Below are 19,883 nucleotides of genomic sequence, written 5' to 3' on the forward strand. Positions count from 1 at the left end.
CTACTTCACCGTCCAGGCCTGGGAGAACTGTCGGTTGCTGAACAGTTCGAACAGGCCGCAAACCTGCTTGAGGCGCAGCACCTCGTCGGCGTCCATTCCCAGCTCATGGCTGATTTTCTCGTCGCTCCAGCCCAGCAGGGAAAGCTCGCGCACAATCTCGGCCATCGCATTGATTTGATGCCTTCCGCGGGCGCGGTTGTGGCGGATGGTTGCGGCGATGCGTCGGCTTTTGCTGTCATTCCCCTGCGTCATCACTACCACGGGCACATAGCCCAGCAGGCGCTTTTTCAGCTCCGCCGTTTTCTTGCTTAGCTCGTAGCGGTGAAACCCATCGATAATCACGTATTTGCCCGTTTGCGCAGCGGTGCTGACCACAATTGGCTGGGTGAAGCCGTCCTGCTCAAGCGACGTCGCCAGCAGCATTTTCTCTGGCGGCGCAACGTTATTGGGATTGTAGTCGTTCGAGGAAATCTGCTGCGTCTTCACCCACGTCACGCAGTCTACCGGCTCGTCCTGGAAAGGGCTGAACGCGTGCAGGGTAATCCTCAGGCGGTTAATCGCCTCAACGCGCTGCTCGCCCTCAAGCGAGGCTAAGAGATTTTTTAACGCCGCCTGTACCTGTTCTTCGGTCATAGGATTTTCCATTGCTCTCGCTTCTCCTGCATACGCTTATGATAACGTTGGTAACTGCTTGATTTTGTAGGGCTAAATGACAGCGAGCGGCACCAGTAGTCGTTGCTAAGCAAGGCCTTACAGATGCGCCGCCACGACGGGATATCTTTGCTGCCGGTATCTTTTTCCTGCTCGTCGGGAATGTCGTCCGGAAAGCCTCGCGTTTGATACCAGTGCAGGTAAACGGCGATTTTGTTGCGGTAGTGCTCGGCCGTTGCGTACGGAATGCTGTCGAGCAGGGCGAGGGCATATTCTCGCCAGGTCAGATGTATCGGCTTGTTTATCTGGCGGCGGGCGTAAAAATCCCCGCTGCCGGATGCATACAGGCACCCGCTGTTCGCTCCGCTTACCCGGGCGCAAAGCAGCGCCCAGCGCTCGGGTTCCAGAACGTGATACAGCCAAAGCCCCTGTCGCTGTTCCGGTCCGAAAGGTTCGCAAACCCGCATGTAGCGCATCGGCACGCCCGCCTGATACATGAGCGAGTATAGGCCGTTACAGGCTTCGCCCGTGTGTGAAAACCATGTCCAGACATCCGCCGTTTTCCAGTCATAGATCGGGTAGGCGTTATAGGCATGTCCTTTGGGGGTGGCGGTGGTCCACGGTTTATCGTCGGCGAAACGCAGTTTTTTAGCCGAGGCGATGGATAAAAAGCGGTTGTAGGACTCATCGGCCCTGATGCCAATCAGCACGGCTGCGGGGCGTAAGTCGGAAAACCATTCGGAGAACTCGCTGACAAAGTCTTCAAAGCTCATTGCGTGGCGATAAAAGGGAAAAAATGCAGGATCGGTTATGGCGTGGGACGGCGGCTCGCGTACCCATGCCGCTCCTTCCTGCCAGCACACCCACTGAGGATCAAACTGCGAAACGGCGTTGGCGGTGGTAAGCGGCAGCGCCACCCAGTAGAAGTTTTCCACAACGTCCTGATACTGCTCGCGCATTTGCTCGATATGGGAAATGGTGTGGCTAAACTGCGCCTCCCAGTCAACGAACAGCACGCTGAAGCGTCTTTTTAAAAGACGCGCTCTCTGTGCGGTGAGATGAAGCAAGATCGTGGAATCTTTGCCACCAGAAAATGACACGCACACGCGATCGAAATTATTAAATATCCAATTCAGTCGATCCTGCGAGGCCTGGAAAACATTTTGATGAAGCGGAATTTTTCGCGATGACATAGATAAGGGCCAGGGCTACAAAGTATAACGTTGACCTATAACGATACCTTTAATTTCCTTAAAATACAAAGTGTTGAGTATATTAAGTGCTTTCCTATTCTTTTCGTGAATATGCTTATTAATGACATTTCCTTGATGAATTTATTTAAGCATTTTTGATGATTATCTGAATGAATCCGGGATTAAACTCACATCATTTATTTCTTAAGAAAGATCGCCACTTATTTTAAGGCGCGGCGGGCGGGGGAGGGGAAATAACAGGCATAAAAAAACCAGCCATAAAGGCTGGTTCTTCGGGATGGATTGGTCGGCGCGGAGAGATTTGAACTCTCGACCCTCGCCACCCCATGACGATGCGCTACCAGGCTGCGCTACGCGCCGACAACAGGAGAAAAATATTACCTTTTTTGCCGGCCTTTGCAAGGCCGTACCGCGCCAAGTGATTAATAAACATACGATCAGTTGGCGATAAAGCGTTTCTCATCGGTTAACACCTGCAGCAGCAGGCCGAGCTGCGGCTTGGTTTCTTCCACACGCTCGCCCTGCAGGTCGTAGATGCGGTAGTTGCCGTTATTATCCAGCACCAGCGTCATCTGCGGCATGGTGATCGCCAGGCTGTTGTTATCCGCACCTACAACCCAGTTGTTATGGCGGGTGGCGGCGAACAGGTCTTCACCCTGGGAATATTCATTCGCTGGCGTCTTCACATGCAGCAGGCGCTGCATCAGCGTGGTCATTACGTCCTGGTGGTCGGTGAGCTTGCTGATGGTTTGCGCAGGCGTGCCCGGCCAGTGAATCACGAGCGGAACCTGGATGCGTGAACGATCCCAGGCGAAAGAATCACGCTCGTCGCCCAGCGGCACGCCGTGCCCGGCGGTCACGATAACCACGGTGTTTTCCAGCTTGCCGGAGGCTTTCAGCGCGCCCAGTACTTCCTGAATCTGTTTATCCACGCTGTGCGCGGCGCGCGCATAGCGGCGGGTAAAGTCCTGCTTGTTGCTGTCGCCGTCGATATTTGTACCGTTAAAGGCAATCCATGAGAACCAGCGATTATCTTCAGAGGCGTACTGATTCAGCCAGTTTATCCACTGCGATGCGGTCTGGCTGTCCGACTGGCTCTTGGCCGATGGCAGTGAGAAATCAGACAGCAGTGCCTGGCGGTACATCGACGAGTTGAAGCCGTCGGAGGCGAACAGGCCAAGCTGGTAGCCCTGCTGGTTTAACGCGGTAATCAACGCGGCCGGAATGCGCGCCGACAGCACGCCGTCCATATAGGCCGGGGAGATACCGTAGAACAGGCCGAAGATGCCGTTGTCGGTGCCGTTCCCCGCGCTCATGTGCTGCGTGAAGTTGATATTGCTGCTCGCAAATTCATTGAGGGCAGGGAGATCTTTCGCAAAGCGCGAGGCGTTCAGGCCGTCGACCGTGATCAGCAGAACGTTATGTCCGGTGCCCATATCGTTAAACTGCAGATTGCTGAGCGGATACTGGACGGAAACCGCTTCCGGGTTGCCCTGTTCCACCAGGCGGCGCTGGTATTCTTTCGCATCCAGCAGGCCGTGCTTCTCAAGGAAGCGACGCGCGGTCATTGGATAGGCCAGCGGCAGGTTGGCGCGCTGCATGGTAATCGGGCGATAGAAATTCGCATCGGCCCAGATGTACATAATATGGCTGCTGAAGAAGGCGATAAAGAACAGCGCAACGACAGGCTTGGCGTAGTGTCTGCGCCTCCCAAGGCTGCGCAGTTTCTGCCAGCTCCAGGTCGCAAACAGCATCTCAATGAGCAGGATAACGGGCACGCTGATAAACATCAGCTGCCAGTCGCGCGCCATTTCGCTCTGGTCGGGGTTAATCACCAGTTCCCAGACGATAGGGTTGAGATGGAGGTGGAAACGGGTAAAGACTTCGCTGTCGATAAGCAGCAGCGTCATGCCCGCGGTGGCAAAGGCCGCCGATAAAAAGCGCATCAGGCGCTGAGACATAACGACAAAGGTGAGCGGGAAAAGAATCAGCAGGTAGGCGGCAAACACCAAAAAGCTGAAATGCCCGATAACGCTCAGGTACGAATAGATGCGCCCGGTGAGCGTTGTCGGCCAGTCGGCGACAAACAGATAGCGGCTACCCAGCAGCGTGGCCAGCAGGATATTGAACAGGGCGAACCAGTGTCCCCAACTGACCATCTGGGAGACTTTTTCGCGGTAGCGCTGACGGTTAGTCACCATAACTCGTTGCTACAATCCCTTAATGAGCTTGATCTTCGCTCACAGAAGCCTGCAGCGCCTCTGCGAAAGAGCGAGCCAGCGTGCGGCGTTGAGCAGAAGCCACGCTGGTGTTGATCAGGTTAGTGACCATATTCCCCAATACCATCAGGGAGAGATCGGTAGGCGTATGGTGTTTTTCCAGCACGCCGGCCAGTTCAGTCAACAGTTCTTCGACGCGTTCGTCACTATAGCGGGATGTTTGTGGCATAAATTAACAATCAGTTAGGTTCAGGAAAGGGCGTTATCTTACCGTAGGAAGACCTTTTTTTCTGCTTTTTTATCTTCTATTGCACAAGGCTTCCGGCAGTGGTTGAATACCGCCCGGTCTAAAAGGAGAGTTTATCATGAGTCTGGATATCAACCAGATTGCCCTGCACCAGTTAATCAAGCGCGGTGAAGAGACGCTTGAAGTGGTGCTGCGCGATTCCCTACTGGCAACGAACGGTGCCGTAGAAGAGATGATGGCTGAGCTTCACCGTGTTTATAGCGCAAAAAATAAAGCATACGGGTTGTTTAGCGAAGAGAGTGAATTAGCCGAAGCGCTGCGCGCGCAGCGTCGCGGCGACGAGGATTTCCTCGCCTTTAGCCGTGCGGCTACCGGGCGTTTGCGCGACGAGCTGGCGAAATATCCGTTTGCCGACGGCGGCATCGTGCTGTTTTGCCACTATCGTTACCTGGCGGTAGAGTATTTGCTGGTGGCGGTGCTGAATAACCTCAGCAGCATGCGCGTCAACGAAGAGCTGGATATCAGCTCTACCCATTATCTCGACATCAACCACGCAGATATCGTCGCGCGCGTTGACCTGACCGAATGGGAAACCAATCCGGAATCGACGCGCTACCTGACCTTCCTGCGGGGCCGCGTGGGCCGCAAGGTGTCCGACTTCTTTATGGACTTCCTCGGTGCCAGCGAAGGCCTGAACGCCAAAGCACAGAACAAGGGGCTGTTGCAGGCGCTGGACGACTTCACCAACGAAGCGCAGCTCGATAAAAACGAGCGCCAGACCGCGCGCCAGCAGGTTTACGCCTACTGCAACGAACAGCTGCAGGCCGGTGAAGAGATCGAGCTGTCATCCCTTGCGGACGAACTGCCGTGGGCCGTTGACGATAAGAACTTCAAAGAGTTTACGGCGGAAAAGGGCTACGAGCTGGAAGAGAGCTTCCCGGCAGACCGCAGCACGCTGCGCCAGCTGACCAAATATGCCGGCAGCGGCGGCGGACTGACGATTAACTTCGACGCCATGCTGTTAGGCGAGCGCATTTTCTGGGACCCGGCAACGGACACCCTGACCATCAAAGGCACGCCGCCAAACCTGCGCGACCAGCTTCAGCGCCGTAGTTCGGGCAAATAGGTCAGCTAAAGATTGGGTAAGATTGTAGGTCGGATAAGCGAATGCGCTATCCGACGCTTTCCCGCCCAGCAGAAAACAAAAAACCCGCCGAAGCGGGTTTTTTTTCGAACTCAATTCGCGATTAAGCGCGAACGAAGTCGATGTGAGACAGTTTTGGCTTGAACGGGTGACGCTGAACAGCCTGAACCTTCACTTTTACTTCTGTACCGTCAACAACCAGAGTCAGAACTTCTTCGTAGAAACCTGGTTTAGCCTGCAGGTTCATTACGGAGTCGTGGTCCAGTTCGATAGAGATTGCAGCTTCGGAACCACCATAGATGATTGCCGGGAATTTGTTAGCTGCACGCAGGCGGCGGCTCGCACCCTTGCCCTGCTCTTTGCGTTTTTCTACATTGATAGTAAACATTAACTGTTTCTCTCTTAAATAATCCTGTTACAGGCGACCCAGCAACAGGTAAGTGATCTGCTTTGCGGATGCAAAAGCGGGCGGCATTATAGCCATTCCTCAAGATATCGGCAATGAAAAGTGCCTCAGCCGCGCAATTCATTTGCGCGACGGAAGCGCCCCTCGTAATCGAACACTTTTTCCCGCACGTTCCAGAAGTTGCCGTTTTTACGCGCGACCACGAAATCAGGGTGCCGTAACAGCGCCTGCTGGGCCACAACGTCGGCGACGGTGATCCAGCGCAGCGGTACGCCCGGCGCGCGGCTGTGCGGGCGAATGAACAGCTGCTCGAAGGCCATTTTCTGGGCTGGCGTATGCAGACGGAAGCGCTCACTTACATCAGCACCGTCCTCGTCGTAATAGGTGATTTTCAGCCAGTCGCCTTTCGCATCGCTGCCCTGCTGTAAATCCATGCCGCTACAGCGCAGCACCAGCGCATCTTTAAGCTTTAACGCCGCCTTCAGCATATCGTCCGGGTCGACCAGCACGTGATCGCACTGGTGGCAGCGGCGGGCGGCAATATCGTTTTCAGCGTTGCAGTTCGGGCAGTTTTTGAAGCGGAATCGGTAATCGCACTGCTCGCGATGACCCTCATCATCTTCGAACCAGCCCTGACAGCGGCGACCAAAGTGTTCGATTATCGTCCCGTCGGCGGTGGTTTTGCCCCAAAAGGTGTTGGCGAAGCCGCATGACGGGCAGAAAACCTGCACCGGCACGTTGTCACTTTTGCCCTTGGCGTTGCCGACCTCCGGCGTGAAGAGATCGTGCGGATTTCCCGCGTAGTCCAGAATCAGGCAGTCGGTCTTACCGGGCGCAAGCCGAAGCCCGCGCCCGACGATCTGTTGGTAAAGACTTACTGATTCGGTCGGGCGCAGGATGGCAATCAAATCCACGTGCGGCGCGTCAAAGCCCGTGGTGAGCACCGAAACGTTAACCAGGAAACGGAACTGCTGATTTTTGAACGCCTCGATAAGCGTATCGCGCGCGGGTCCGGGCGTATCGGCGGTAATCAGCGCCGCGTCGCTGGCGGGCAGCAGGGCGGTAATCTCTTTCGCGTGCTCGACGGTGGCGGCAAAAATCATCACGCCGCGCCGGTCGGCGGCAAATTCTACGATCTGGGTGATGATATGCGGGGTGATACGCTTTTGCTGCTTTAGCTCGCGGTTCAGGTCGTCCTCGCTGAAAAGCCCGTTGGACCGTGCCTGCAGGCGGCTGAAATCATATTGCACCACGGGCATATCCAGCCTTTCCGGCGGGGTGAGGTAGCCGTGCTTGATCATGTAGCGCAGCGGCAGCTCGTAGATGCAGTCGCGGAACAGGGCCTTCTCATCGCCGCGCACCATGCCGTGATAGTGGAAGTGGTAAATCCAACCCTTGCCCAGCCGGTAGGGGGTTGCGGTCAGCCCCAGAAGGCGCAGCTTAGGGTTGGCGGCGCGCAGGTGGGCAAGAATCTGCTGATACTGGCTGTCGTCAGATTCGCCAATGCGGTGGCACTCATCGACAATCAGCAGCGAAAACTCACCGTGAAACTGCTCGAGATTGCGTGCGACAGACTGCACGCTGCCGAACACCACCTTGCCGTGGCTCTCTTTGCGCTGGAGGCCTGCGGCAAAAATATCCGCCTCAAGCCCCAGCGCGCGGTATTTAGCGTGGTTTTGGGCGACCAGCTCTTTGACGTGAGCGAGTACCAACACGCGCCCGCGGGCAATGCGCGCCAGCTCTGCGATAACCAGGCTTTTCCCGGCACCGGTCGGCAGCACGATAACGGCCGGTTCGAGGTGTTTTCGAAAATGGGCGAGGGTGGCATCCACCGCTTCTTGCTGATAGGGGCGTAAGGTAAAAGACATCGGCTTTAAAATTCTGGAAACATCTGCGCAGATTATGGCACGAATCAGGGTTTTAACTTGAGAGAGTTTTTGTTGTCGCTATACTGGCAAACAATTAACAGGCAAATCATTTTACTCGCCATACTTCAAGTTGTAGCGGCATTGGCGGCACTCACTTACCCGAATCACTTACCTTAGTAAGCTCATCGGGATAAGCTCCCTTGCTGCCTGGCTACAACTCGAATTATTTAGAGTAATGCTTCAAAGAAAGGCAAAGATGCCCTGCCAGTTTATGTTCAGCTGGTACCTCCATGAAACAGGCAAGATTTAATGCGACTCGATAAATTTATTTCTCAGCAGCTCGGCGTGAGCCGTGCGATTGCTGGCCGTGAAATTCGCGCTCAGCGCATCACCATCGACGGCGAAGTGGTGCGCGACGCCTCCTTTAAACTCAATCCAGAACATCAGGTTGAGTTCGACGGCAACCCCCTTGATCAGCAAAATGGCCCACGCTATTTCATGCTCAACAAGCCGCAGGGCTACGTGTGCTCCACGGAAGACCCGGATCACCCAACCGTGCTCTATTTCCTCGACGTGCCGGTGGCGCACAAGCTGCACGCGGCGGGGCGTCTGGACATCGACACCACCGGCCTGGTGTTAATGACCGACGACGGCCAGTGGTCGCACCGCATCACTTCGCCACGCCATCACTGCGAAAAGACCTACCTGGTAACGCTGGAGTCCCCCGTTGCTGACGATACCGCCGAGCAGTTTGCGCACGGCGTTCAGCTGCATAATGAAAAAGATCTCACCAAACCGGCCACCCTCGAAGTCATCACCCCGACGGAAGTGCGCCTGACCATCAGCGAAGGCCGCTACCACCAGGTGAAACGCATGTTTGCCGCCGTGGGGAACCGCGTGATTGGCCTGCACCGTGAACGCATCGGCGAAATCGCGCTGGATGACGATCTTGAGCCGGGCGAATACCGTCCGTTGACCGAGCAGGAAATTGCCAGCGTCGGCATGCCGAAAAGCTAACTTCAGGAGTTACCGTTGAGTACCAAGCAGAACTCGTCTATCGGGATTGTTGTGATTCTTGGCCTGTTGGCCATGCTGATGCCGCTGTCGATTGATATGTACCTGCCGGCCCTGCCGGTTATCGCGAGCGAATTTGGCGTGCCTGCGGGCAGCGCGCAGATGACGCTCAGCACCTACATTCTCGGCTTTGCGATTGGCCAGCTGTTTTATGGCCCAATGGCAGACAGCATCGGGCGCAAGCCGGTCGTGCTTGGCGGTACGCTGGTCTTTGCGGTGGCGGCCATCGCCTGCGCGCTGTCACAGACCATCGATCATCTGATCTGGATGCGTTTCGTGCACGGCCTGTCCGCCGCGGCGGCAAGCGTGGTAATCAACGCCCTGATGCGCGATATCTACCCGAAGGAAGAGTTCTCGCGCATGATGTCCTTCGTCATGCTGATCACCACCATTGCGCCGCTGATTGCGCCTATGGTGGGCGGGGCGGTGCTGGTGTGGTTTAGCTGGCACTATATTTTCTGGATCCTCGCCATCGCGGCTCTGCTGGCCTCGGCGATGATCTTCTTCCTTATCCATGAAACGCTGCCGGTTGAACGCCGCCAGAAGTTCCATCTGCGCACGACGATCGGCAACTTCGCGACGCTGTTCCGCCACAAGCGCGTGCTTAGCTACATGCTGGCGAGCGGCTTTAGCTTTGCGGGTATGTTTTCGTTCTTAAGCGCCGGGCCGTTTGTTTACATCGAGCTTAACCACGTTGCGCCACAGCACTTCGGCTACTATTTTGCGATCAACATATTGTTCTTATTCATTATGACGATCATAAATAGCCGCTTCGTGCGCCGCGTTGGCGCGCTGAATATGTTTCGCACCGGCCTTTATGTGCAGTTCGCGATGGCAATCTGGCTGGTTATCAGCAGCCAGTTTGATTTTGGTTTCTGGGCGCTGGTGCTGGGCGTGGCGGCATTTGTTGGCTGCGTGTCGATGGTGTCATCAAACGCGATGGCGGTGATTTTGGACGAGTTTCCGCACATGGCGGGCACCGCGTCGTCGCTTGCGGGCACCTTCCGTTTTGGCATCGGCGCTTTGACAGGCGCGCTGCTTTCCATTGCAACATTTAACACCGCATGGCCTATGATCTGGTCCATCTTCGTGTGCGCTACCTGCTCAATAGCGTTCTACGTCTACGCAAGCCGTCCGCGAAAAACAGCAGCATAATCCGAAACGGGTACCCCGTGTGCCCGTTTACTAATCCAAATCAAAGAAATTTCCCCGCCAGCCCCTACAATTTGTTTCTGGAATGTAAACGCCGCAACAACGGAAAGTCACAATTTTGTAGTTAAAAAGGTTGAGTTAGATCCCAGAAAGCGTTACATATAGCGCCGAAACGCGTGCGCGAGCGCACAAATAATGCGTTAGAAATGTAAAAATAAATAAATGATTACAGCGGATGTAAGCAGTTTACCGGTTGTTCATGCGCAATTTATCAACATTGTGTTAACCTTTGTGTAAACTATTGATGTAATACTTTGGTATGAATTTCTTCGGGGACACGATTTTGAATACGTTACAGCTTTCCATTATCCACCGCCTGCCGCAAAGCTATCGCTGGTCGGCGGGTTTTGCAGGTTCGAAGGTTGAACCGATTCCGCAAAATGCGCAGAGCGCTGATAACTGCCTTATCGGGCTGAAGCTGCTGAGCGAAGACGGCGAACAGGCGTGGCCAATTATGCATAAACTTAGCCAGGCGCTGAGCGACATCGAAGTGGCAAGCTCGGTCGTTGAATGCGAAGGCGAGCCGTGCCTGTTTGTCAGCCGCCAGGATGAGCCTGCCGCGACCTGCCGCCTGAAAAACTTTGGCGTAGCGATCGCCGAGTCATTCTCCAGCGCAAATCCTTTCTAACCGCTCTGAAGTCTCAGGCCAGCGCCAGAAGCTGGCGAGTGTACTCTGCCTGCGGTGCTGCAAAAACCTTCTGACATTCACCCTGTTCGACAACTTCCCCCCGCCGTAAAACAATCACCTGGTGACACAGCGACTTCACGACCTTCAGGTCGTGGCTGATGAAAATGTACGCCAGCCGGTGCTTTTCCTGCAGCGACTTCAGCAGGGCTAAAATCTGCGCCTGCACGGATCTGTCCAGCGACGAGGTTGGCTCATCAAGAACGATCAGCTCGGGCTGGAGGATCAGCGCGCGGGCGATCGCGATACGCTGGCGCTGGCCACCGGAAAATTCCGCAGGATAGCGGTGGCGGGTTTCAGGATCTAAACCAACCTCGCTTAAAGCCGCGATAACGCGCTTTTCTCGATCGGCGGTGCTCAGATCCGGATGGTGAATCCGCAGGCCTTCTTCGACGATCTGCAAAACGTCCAGTCGCGGGTTTAACGCCGAGTTGGGATCCTGAAAAACGACCTGAATACGATGGCGGAGCGGAAGCAGCTTTTTACGGCTGAGATCGTGCAGCGGGTGGCCGTCAAACCAGATGCTGCCGCTGGAGCGGATAAGCCGCAGCAGCGCAAGCCCGGTCGTGCTTTTCCCTGAACCGGATTCCCCCACCAGCCCAACGCATTCCCCCGGGCGCAGCGAAAAGCTCAGCCCCTTAATGCCGTAGCTATAGCCCACCGTTTTCTTTAGCAGGCCACGGCGAATGGGGAAGGCGACTTCAAGATTTTCCACCGTTAACAGCGGCGGGCGCCCGTCGTCCAGCGGCCAGGGATCGCCGCTCGGTTCGGCGGCCAGAAGCTGCTGGGTGTAAGCATGCTGCGGCGCGTTCAGCAGCGCCGTGGCTTGGTTTTGCTCGACGCATTTGCCGTAGCGCATAACGGCAATATTGTCCGCCAGCTGCCGCACGATGCCGAGGTTATGGGTAATAAACAGCAGGCCCATGTTCAGCTCCTGCTTCAGCTCTTTTAGCAGCTGCAGGATTTGCGCCTGCACGGTGACGTCCAGCGCGGTTGTCGGCTCGTCGGCGATCAGCAGCTCCGGGCGGGTGAGCAGCGCCATGGCGATCATCACGCGCTGGCGTTCGCCGCCGGAAAGCTGGTGCGGAAAATCCTTCAGCCGCGTTGCCGCGCTGCGGATACCCACGCGATCCAGGCAGGTGAGCATTTCAGCCCGCGCGGCTTCCCGGCGCATTCCACGGTGCAAAGAGAGCACCTCGTAAAGCTGTTTTTCGATGCTGTGCAGCGGGTTAAGCGACACCATCGGCTCCTGGAATATCATCGCGATCTTATTGCCGCGAATGCCGCGCAGCATTTTTTCCGGCGCGCGCAGCAGCTCCTGACCCTTAAAGTAAATTTCACCCGTTGGGTAAACCACCGGCGGGGTAGGGAGCAGGCGCAGCACCGACAGCGCCGTCACGCTCTTTCCGGAGCCTGACTCACCGACCAGGGCGAGCGTTTCCCCGGCCTCAATTTTTAGCGACAGGCCGTCAACCACCTGGCGGGTGACCTCGCCCTGGCGAAAAGCGACGGACAGATTATTTATGGAGAGTAGCGGAGTCGTCATCTCAGTGCGCCTTACTCGGATCGAAGGCGTCGCGCACCGCTTCGCCAATAAAAATTAACAGGGTTAAAAGAATCGCCAGATACACAAAGGCGGTAATGCCCAGCCACGGTGCCTGAAGATTGTTTTTACCCTGTAGCAGAAGTTCACCCAGCGAAGGCGACCCCAGCGGCAGGCCGAAGCCGAGGAAATCCAGCGAGGTGAGCGTGGTTATCGACCCACAGAGAATGAACGGCAGAAACGTCAGCGTGGCGACCATGGCGTTGGGCAGCATGTGGCGGGTCATAATGGCCCAGTCGCCGACGCCCATCGCCTGCGCGGCGCGGATGTAGTCGAAGTTGCGCGTCCGTAGAAACTCCGCGCGCACCACGCTCACCAGGCTCATCCAGCCGAACAGCACGGTGATGCCCAGCAGCCACCAGAAGTTGGGCTGCACGACGCTTGAAAGCAGGATAATCAGGAACAGGGTCGGCATGCCGGACCACACTTCGATAAAACGCTGCCCCCAGAGGTCGATTTTGCCGCCGTAATAGCCCTGGGCCGCGCCCGCCAGAATGCCTATCACGCTTGAAAACAGCGTCAGCATCAGCCCAAAAAGAATCGAAATGCGCGTGCCGTAAAGCAGGCGGGCCAGCACGTCGCCGCCGTTGGCGTCGGTGCCCAGCCAGTTCTGGCTGCTCGGCGGAGAAGGGAAGGGGACGCTGGTGGCGTAATTAATGGCGTTATCCCCAAAGCGGATCGGTGCCCACAAAGTCCAGCCGTCGCGGCTTAGATGCCCGGCAAGCCACGGGTCCTGGTAGTCTGCGGCGGTGGCGAGCGGCCCGCCAAAGTCGCTTTCGCTGTAGTTGAATAACACCGGGAAGTAGAGGCGGTCCTGATAGTGCACCACCAGCGGGCGGTCGTTGGCGACCAATTCGGAACACAGACTGAGTGCGAATAAAACGGCAAAAATCCACAGCGACCAGTAGCCGCGTCGGTTGTGACGAAACCGCGCCCAGCGGGCCTGGTTCATCGGGCTTAAACGGCTCATCCTCGCCCCTCAAAATCGATACGTGGGTCAACAAAGGTGTAGGTGATATCGCTGAGGATATTCAGCAGCAGGCCAATCAGCGTAAAGATATACAGCGTGCCGAACATCACCGGGTAGTCGCGGGAAATCGTCGAGTCGTAGCCCAGCAGGCCAAGCCCGTTCAGGGAGAAGATGACTTCGATAAGCACCGAACCCGTGAAGAACATGCTGATAAAGGTGGCCGGAAACCCGGCGATGACCAGCAGCATGGCGTTGCGGAACACGTGGCGGTAAAGAATTTTTTTCTCGTCCAGCCCCTTGGCCCGCGCGGTCACCACGTACTGCTTGCGGATTTCATCCAGAAACGAATTTTTGGTCAGCATGGTCAGCGTCGCAAACCCGCCAACGACGGTTGCAAGAACCGGCAGCGTGATGTGCCAGAGATAGTCGGTGATTTTCCCGTACCACGGCAGGGTATCGAAGTTGGTGGAAACCAGCCCGCGCAGCGGGAACCAGTCCAGGTAGCTGCCGCCGGCAAACAGCACGATCAGCAGTATCGCGAACAGGAAGGCCGGAATGGCGTAGCCGACGATGATAAAGGTGCTGCTCCAGATATCAAAACTGCTGCCGTTGCTAACCGCCTTGCGGATGCCGAGCGGGATAGACACCACGTAGATGATTAATGTGCTCCACAGGCCAAGCGAGATGGAGACCGGCAGGCTTTCTTTGATCAGATGCAGCACCGAGGCGCTGCGGAACAGGCTGTTGCCGAAGTCAAAGCGCACGTAATCCCAGAGCATTTTGAAATAGCGTTCGTGCAGGGGTTTGTCAAAGCCGTAGCGGTGGGTGATTTCCGCTATAACCTCCGGGTCCAGCCCGCGCGCGCCGCGATACTGGTTATCCGTGCCGTTGCTGACCCCCAGCCGGGCGTGACCGCTGCCCATGCTGTCCGCGCTGACGCCGGGTATGCCCGAGCCGTGCCCAAACTGAATATTGGCAATCGCCTGGTCAACCGGGCCGCCGGGGGCGATTTGCACGATAAAAAAGTTGATGGTGATGATCGCCCAAAGGGTCGGGACGATAAGCAATAAACGCCTGAGCAGATAGCTTCCCACGAGATCCCCTTAGCGGCGCTGCGCAGGCAGCTGCGCGGCCTTGTTAACGTCATACCACCAGGTATCAAAACCGGAGGTGTACAACGGACGAATCGCGGGCTTGGAGAATTTGTTCCACCAGGCGTAGCGGTCTGCCGTCATGTACCACATTGGGATCATGTAGTAATTCCATGTCAGCACGCGATCCAGCGCCCGGCCCAGCGGCAGCAGCTTCTGCTTATTGCCCTGGTTGGCGACTATCTGATTGACCAGATTATCAATCACCGGGCTTTTAACGCCCGGTGCGTTGTAGGTGGAGTCAACGTATTCCGAGGCCCAGGCAATCTGCACGTCGGTGCTCGGATAGGGCATCGCGCTGTAGAGCGTTGGCATCATGTCGTAGTCGCGGTTGCGCAGGCGATTGGTGAGCTGCGAGTTGTCCACCTGGCGGATTTGCATATTGATGCCGAGGCGCTCCAGGTTGTGCTGGAAGGGCAGCACCCACTGGATATTACCGGTCGTGCCGATCAGCAGTTCGAAAGTAAACGGCCTGCCGGTTTTGACGTTAATCAGCTTCTGGTTCTTCAGCTCCCATCCCGCTTCTTTGAGCAGGGCGAGCGCTTTTAACAGATTGCCCCGGTCAAAACCGCGAGCGTCCGATTTGGGCGGGTTATAGATGGTGGTAAACACCTCCGGCGGCAGATCTTTTTTCAGCGGGGCGAGCAGGGTCAGCTCGTCCGCATCGGGGTAGTTACGCGCCGCGTACTCGGTATTCTGGAAGTAGCTGTTTGCGCGGCTGTAGGCTCCGTAAAACAGCGCTTTGTTCATCCACTCAAAATCAAACGCCAGGCCTACCGCCTCGCGAACCTTGCGGTCGGCAAAGATCGGCCGCTGGATGTTAAACGCCAGCCAGCGCGCGTCCTGCGCCGCATCGTTTTTCAGCTCTTCTTTAACGATAAAGTGATTGGCAAAATTTTTGCCGACGTAGCGCGTCGCCCAGTTTTTTGCCGAGCTTTCGGCACGGAAATCAAAGGCGCCGGCCTTGAAGGCTTCAAAGGCCACGTTGTCATCGAGATAGTAGTCGTAGCGAATGGAATCGAAGTTCCAGCGCCCGCGGTTTACCGGCAGGTTAGCGGCCCAGTAATCGCGCACGCGTGAATAGGTAATGTACTGGCCCATGCGCCAGGCGGTGATTTTGTACGGCCCGCTGGCGAGCGGCGGCGCTGAGAGCGGCTCGCTGAGTTTATGATCTTTCCAGAACTTCTGCGGGAAAACCGGCAGTGAAAACAGCCCGAGCATCCGTTCCTTGCTGGGCTGCGCCAGCTCGATGCGCACCGTGAGCGGCGCGATAGCCTTGACGCTAGCGCCTTTGTAGATCAGGCGAAACTGCGGCACGCCCTCGGTCATAAACTTATTAAAGGTGAAAGCAACGTCGTTGGCGGTAATTGGGGTACCGTCGTGAAAACGCGCGCGCGGATTAATTTCTATTTCTGCCCAGGCAAAGTTTTCAGGGTAGCGCGCCATTTCGCCTACCAGCGGATAATAGCTGCCCGGTTCGTCGTCGGAGGTGGTGAAAAGCGAATCATAAAGGGTTTCGGTGCGCACGCCCGGATTACCGCGCAGCGCGTAACGGTTGAAGTTATCAAAGGTACCGATGGCGGAAAGCGTAATGTTTCCGCCCTTGGGCGCGGCAGGATTAACGTAATCGAACTGGGTGAAGTTGATGGCGTATTTCGGCTCTCCAAGGACCGCAAAGGAGTAGCTTTCTTTGATGTTTTCCGCCTGGCTTGCGGCGGCAAACAGGCTAAGGCAAAGCAGCATTAGGGCGCGCATTAACATCGTTCGGGTCGGTCCTTGTTGAAGGCGGGAAAACTCGATCGCTTCAATCCCGAAACGAAAACCGTCATCAACCCGCCGCTTGATAACACTATGATGGTAAATCATAAGTTAGACGGCGGCGATTGTGAAATTAATGGACGTCTTTCAGATCATTATGGCTATTTTGCGACGGATTCCAGCTTAAAAGCTGGGCAAGCGTCAATGGACGGCTGAAATAGTAGCCCTGCAAAAAGTTTACCCCGCGCTCGATAAGCCATTTGGCCTGCTCGCGCGTTTCAACGCCTTCTGCAACCGTTGCCATATTCAGGCGTTTTGCCAGGGTCAACACGGCGTCAAGCACCGGCGCGGTGACGGTTTCCATGCCGATGGAAATCACGAAGCCACGGTCAATTTTCAGATAGTCCAGCGTAAAGCGTTCCAGGTAGATAAGCGCGCTGTGCCCGGTGCCAAAATCATCGATGGCGATCTCAAAGCCCTGCTCGTGCAGCCAGGTGAACAGGCTCATCGCCTCTTTTTCTTTGATCATGTCGCGCTCGGTAATTTCAAACACGATCTGGAAATGATGCGCAGGCAGCGAGGCGGCAAACGCGAGGATATCCTCTTTAAACGACGGGGCGTGTAGGTGGCTCGGCGCAAGGTTGACGCCAAGCTTCGCGCCGGGTGGCAGCACTTCCTGGAGCCGCACAGCGTCCCTGGCGATAAGGGCAAACAGATGCTGCGTTAACGGAACGATTTGCTGCTGCGCCTCGGCAAAAGCGATAAAGGCGTCCGGCGGGATCATGCCAACGGTCGGATGTTCCCAGCGCATGAGCGCCTCAACGCCCTGCATTTGCAGATTCTGCGCGTCAACCACCGGTTGATAAACCACATAAAACTGGCCGCGCTTAATGCCGTTGAGGATCTCTTTTCCGGGCCGCATGCGGACGGAAAGAAAATAGCTGCACAGCACGCCGCTTATTAAACCAAAAATTAAGCCCGCCAGAATGGACAGCTGAATATCCTCAAGCGGCCACCGCTTGCCGTAGAGGTAAATCTTAATCGGGTAATCGGTCAGCGCCGCCGTGCGGGTAGGGTGAGGCGGCAGGTCGCTGACGCTGACGACTTCCGGGGAATAGGTGGTAAGCGCTTTATCGCCGACCACAATCGCCATGGAAAGCACATCGCCCTGGCGCGCGGTAAACAGCAGATAGGGCGTTAAGTTGACGTTGAGCGTGGTGAAAATCCCACGGGCATCTACCACCGGGTTCTTGAACCACGCGGCGATGGTTGGCTTGCCGGGCATCATCGGCGTGCCGGTCATGATCGCAAGCTCGACGTTTTTATTGAGATCGACGCCGGGCACCAGGTCGCTCATCGCCATGCTCATCGCACCGGTTGCGGATGAGCAGTAGGCTTCACCGTTGCGAACCAGGACAAAGGCGCGGACGTTAACGTTAAATGCCGCACGCGAGGTCAGTTCGCCGGTAACAAGGTGGCAGTCGGCAGCGGTCAAAGGCTGGATGCTGTTAGCGGTCGCGTTAAGGTCGTGGAAGAAAGTGTTTAAATAGCGGTGAATGTCTTCTGTCAGAACGTTATAGCCGTTTTCGCGCTTGTGGTGCAGCATCAGGCTGGTAATGCCGCCGAGCAGCAGGGCCGCCGCCAGGCCAATCAAAATGCTGAAGGAAGCAATTTGCTTCGGGGTGGAAAAATAGCGCGCAAAAATTTTCGTTGAAGGCATGGCTAATGGTTCCTGCTGGCGCAAGAGAGGACGACTTTATTTGTGTTTTTTTGGACTATAACGCAAATGCCGGGGCGTCGTCATACAGTTTCATCGGTAAATTATAGTTTTCATGAATGTGTATGGCTGGGCATAAGGTAATGATTTGGGGCGGATTGCTCAACAAAAAAACGCTACCGGGGCAGCGTTTCTGGGATTTTGTCTCGTCAGGGTCGCCAAGGGAATTAACGACCGGTAAGGAGAATTAACTGCGGCTTAATACGCGTCGTGCTTCGTTGTAGCGCTTATTCCAGTACGGTTCATCCATATTGGAAATCGTTACGCCACTGCTGGTAGAGGCATGCACGAACTGGTTATTACCAATATAGATGCCAACGTGACGACCCGTAGAACCGGCGCGGAACAGTACTAAATCACCGGTGCGCAGCTTGCTGCGTGAAACGGATTTACCCATTTCCTGTTGTTCATAGGTAGAGCGAGGCAAATCCATTCCGAACTGTTCGCGGAAGGTTGTTTGCACGAATGCAGAACAATCGATGCCTTTTTTAGTGCTACCGCCAAGGCGGTAACGCACGCCTTTCCAGCTAGCATATTGATCCATGAGACGTGATTTCACATCTACATTACGGACCATTTCTTCGAATTCATCCTGAGAGGCTTGCAGTAAAAAACTGTCTTTATTGCCGACTGCATGCGTCTCAGAATGCATATTTGCGGTGTTAGTCGAACTACATGCTGAAAGCATTACTGCCACAGCAACAGCGGGAATTGCCCGCAAGATATATCTCAAAATAGGCTGAGATTTGACCATTTTGTTTATTTTCCCTTGATGTCCTTAACGATGCGAATCGTTATACAAAATTACCAACGTGACGAGACTAATTACCTATGTGCAGCGATTCAATTCCCCTTGAACAGAAGTGTGGTATGACGCACAAATTTATTCACATCGCAAATGATTTGGGTTAGCAGCACAAAACGTATCTGAGGTTACCCTATCACCACTGGCATGGCGAGGCTTTTTGACCATTTTTTTATAAGAATTTGTGATGTTAAAAGTACAAAAGTAAATTTGCTCGTATGTTAACCAAGGGCGCTGGAAATCTGCGCAGGTTATTCATAAATCTAGGAAATATTACTGTGCAAATAACAGGCGATATATTGTGGTGATTAAAAATGAATCAGGGATCTTTTCGGGATCCCTGATAATTTGCGCTAGGCAATGTTTATTTAATGTTAAGAGACTGTTCTGTGTTTACCGGGAATGGCGCGATTTAGGCTATTAATTAACCAGTCGCTGAGTGGGGTTAATAGCACCCACGGCAGGCCCACCAGGGCGATAGAAAGTGACCCTACAAACACATCGGTAAACCAGTGTGCGCCAATGACGATGCGCGGCATGGCAAATATCAGGAAGATAATTACCGCAATAAAGAAGGCGGATTTGCCAAAATAACGCAGCATAAAGCCGGTGAAAATAATCAGCATCAGGCCATGATCCCCAGGGAAACTATCTTTCGATGCATCCTTGGTTGGGAAATGCAGCAGCTCGCTCACGCGATGAATATCGGTGAAATAAAGCGTCGGGCTGACGTGAGAAACCGGAATCAAATGGCCCAGCTGGTTTATCACCACTGCCGTAAGCAGCATAACGACGCCCATAATCACGAGGCGGCGTCGCCCCGCAGGCGTTTCGTGCCACCAGAACCAGGAAAACAGCGCGCCCATTGCCAGCAGGGAAATGCCGTCAAAGATACGGTTATTCGTCACGGCAACCAGAACCAGGAAGGTGTGGCTCTTCACCAGCTCTTCGTTAAAAAAATGGAAAATACTGGAGTCGATTGAGAACCAAAAGCCATGGTTTTCAGGCAGGTACCAGCTAAAGAAAAGCGCCAGGCCAAGGGCGTTCAGTAACAGAATCAGCGGTAAGCGAATTTTCATCATGCAGATTTTCGATATCT

General features: G+C 55.1%; 17 protein-coding genes and 1 tRNA gene. 4 read left to right on the forward strand and 14 right to left on the reverse strand.

The window, feature by feature from the left end; translation table 11 throughout:
* From ACSPHG_RS07435 to ACSPHG_RS07455, 5 genes are all read right to left on the reverse strand, one after another.
* A complete protein-coding gene (locus ACSPHG_RS07435; protein ID WP_435952851.1) occupies nucleotides 1-633 on the reverse strand; it encodes an IbrB-like domain-containing protein in 633 nt (210 codons plus the stop codon).
* Nucleotides 630-1,844 (reverse strand): phosphoadenosine phosphosulfate reductase, encoded by a 1,215-nt coding sequence (locus ACSPHG_RS07440; protein WP_435952852.1) that lies wholly within the window; start codon nucleotides 1,842-1,844, stop codon nucleotides 630-632. Before ACSPHG_RS07440 ends, ACSPHG_RS07435 begins: the two co-directional genes overlap by 4 nt.
* Before the next feature lie 304 nt (nucleotides 1,845-2,148).
* Nucleotides 2,149-2,225, reverse strand: a tRNA-Pro gene (locus tag ACSPHG_RS07445).
* A gap of 77 nt (nucleotides 2,226-2,302) precedes the next feature.
* A complete protein-coding gene (gene yejM / locus ACSPHG_RS07450) occupies nucleotides 2,303-4,066 on the reverse strand; it encodes an LPS biosynthesis-modulating metalloenzyme YejM (protein WP_435952853.1) in 1,764 nt (587 codons plus the stop codon).
* 19 nt (nucleotides 4,067-4,085) lie between these two features.
* Nucleotides 4,086-4,313, reverse strand: a complete 228-nt coding sequence (locus ACSPHG_RS07455; RefSeq protein WP_435952854.1) for a YejL family protein — start codon at nucleotides 4,311-4,313, stop codon at nucleotides 4,086-4,088.
* 136 nt (nucleotides 4,314-4,449) lie between these two features.
* Here ACSPHG_RS07455 and yejK point away from each other — a divergent pair, with 136 nt between their 5' ends.
* Nucleotides 4,450-5,457, forward strand: a complete 1,008-nt coding sequence (gene yejK, locus ACSPHG_RS07460; RefSeq protein ID WP_435952855.1) for a nucleoid-associated protein YejK — start codon at nucleotides 4,450-4,452, stop codon at nucleotides 5,455-5,457.
* Between the two features lie 121 nt (nucleotides 5,458-5,578).
* Here the strand turns inward: yejK and rplY are convergent, their stop codons facing one another.
* Together rplY and radD are read right to left on the reverse strand one after the other, a co-directional pair.
* A complete protein-coding gene (rplY, locus tag ACSPHG_RS07465) occupies nucleotides 5,579-5,863 on the reverse strand; it encodes a 50S ribosomal protein L25 (protein ID WP_139880295.1) in 285 nt (94 codons plus the stop codon).
* Between the two features lie 125 nt (nucleotides 5,864-5,988).
* Entirely contained in the window at nucleotides 5,989-7,749 is a 1,761-nt protein-coding gene (radD, locus tag ACSPHG_RS07470) for a DNA repair helicase RadD (protein WP_435952856.1), read from the reverse strand.
* 309 nt (nucleotides 7,750-8,058) lie between these two features.
* Here radD and rsuA point away from each other — a divergent pair, with 309 nt between their 5' ends.
* The 3 genes from rsuA (at nucleotide 8,059) to ACSPHG_RS07485 (ending at nucleotide 10,663) form a co-directional block, all read left to right on the forward strand.
* Complete coding sequence (rsuA, locus tag ACSPHG_RS07475; RefSeq protein ID WP_435952857.1) at nucleotides 8,059-8,766, forward strand: 16S rRNA pseudouridine(516) synthase RsuA; 708 nt, start codon at nucleotides 8,059-8,061, stop codon at nucleotides 8,764-8,766.
* Between the two features lie 15 nt (nucleotides 8,767-8,781).
* Nucleotides 8,782-9,978, forward strand: a complete 1,197-nt coding sequence (locus ACSPHG_RS07480; RefSeq protein WP_435952858.1) for a Bcr/CflA family multidrug efflux MFS transporter — start codon at nucleotides 8,782-8,784, stop codon at nucleotides 9,976-9,978.
* Nucleotides 9,979-10,318: 340 nt separating this feature from the next.
* Nucleotides 10,319-10,663 (forward strand): YejG family protein, encoded by a 345-nt coding sequence (locus ACSPHG_RS07485; protein WP_435952859.1) that lies wholly within the window; start codon nucleotides 10,319-10,321, stop codon nucleotides 10,661-10,663.
* A gap of 13 nt (nucleotides 10,664-10,676) precedes the next feature.
* On the opposite strand, the gene yejF is transcribed toward ACSPHG_RS07485, so the two are convergent.
* From yejF to ACSPHG_RS07520, 7 genes are all read right to left on the reverse strand, one after another.
* On the reverse strand, nucleotides 10,677-12,266 hold the full coding sequence (yejF, locus tag ACSPHG_RS07490; protein WP_435952860.1) for a microcin C ABC transporter ATP-binding protein YejF: 1,590 nt from the start codon (nucleotides 12,264-12,266) through the stop codon (nucleotides 10,677-10,679).
* A gap of 1 nt (nucleotide 12,267) precedes the next feature.
* Nucleotides 12,268-13,293, reverse strand: coding sequence for a microcin C ABC transporter permease (locus ACSPHG_RS07495; protein WP_435952861.1), 1,026 nt, complete (start codon nucleotides 13,291-13,293; stop codon nucleotides 12,268-12,270).
* Entirely contained in the window at nucleotides 13,290-14,387 is a 1,098-nt protein-coding gene (locus ACSPHG_RS07500; protein ID WP_435952862.1) for a microcin C ABC transporter permease YejB, read from the reverse strand. Before ACSPHG_RS07500 ends, ACSPHG_RS07495 begins: the two co-directional genes overlap by 4 nt.
* Before the next feature lie 9 nt (nucleotides 14,388-14,396).
* Entirely contained in the window at nucleotides 14,397-16,199 is a 1,803-nt protein-coding gene (locus tag ACSPHG_RS07505; protein WP_435955966.1) for an extracellular solute-binding protein, read from the reverse strand.
* A gap of 136 nt (nucleotides 16,200-16,335) precedes the next feature.
* Nucleotides 16,336-17,922, reverse strand: coding sequence for a cyclic di-GMP phosphodiesterase (locus ACSPHG_RS07510; protein WP_435952863.1), 1,587 nt, complete (start codon nucleotides 17,920-17,922; stop codon nucleotides 16,336-16,338).
* Between the two features lie 244 nt (nucleotides 17,923-18,166).
* Nucleotides 18,167-18,733, reverse strand: a complete 567-nt coding sequence (gene mepS, locus ACSPHG_RS07515; protein ID WP_435952864.1) for a bifunctional murein DD-endopeptidase/murein LD-carboxypeptidase — start codon at nucleotides 18,731-18,733, stop codon at nucleotides 18,167-18,169.
* Nucleotides 18,734-19,158: 425 nt separating this feature from the next.
* Nucleotides 19,159-19,863 carry a phosphatase PAP2 family protein gene (locus ACSPHG_RS07520; RefSeq protein ID WP_435955967.1) on the reverse strand — a complete coding sequence of 235 codons (705 nt, stop codon included), beginning with the start codon at nucleotides 19,861-19,863 and terminating at the stop codon, nucleotides 19,159-19,161.
* Nucleotides 19,864-19,883 lie beyond the last annotated feature (20 nt).

It is taken from the genome of Dryocola baronae (assembly GCF_051297175.1).
Classification (GTDB): Bacteria; Pseudomonadota; Gammaproteobacteria; order Enterobacterales; family Enterobacteriaceae; genus Dryocola.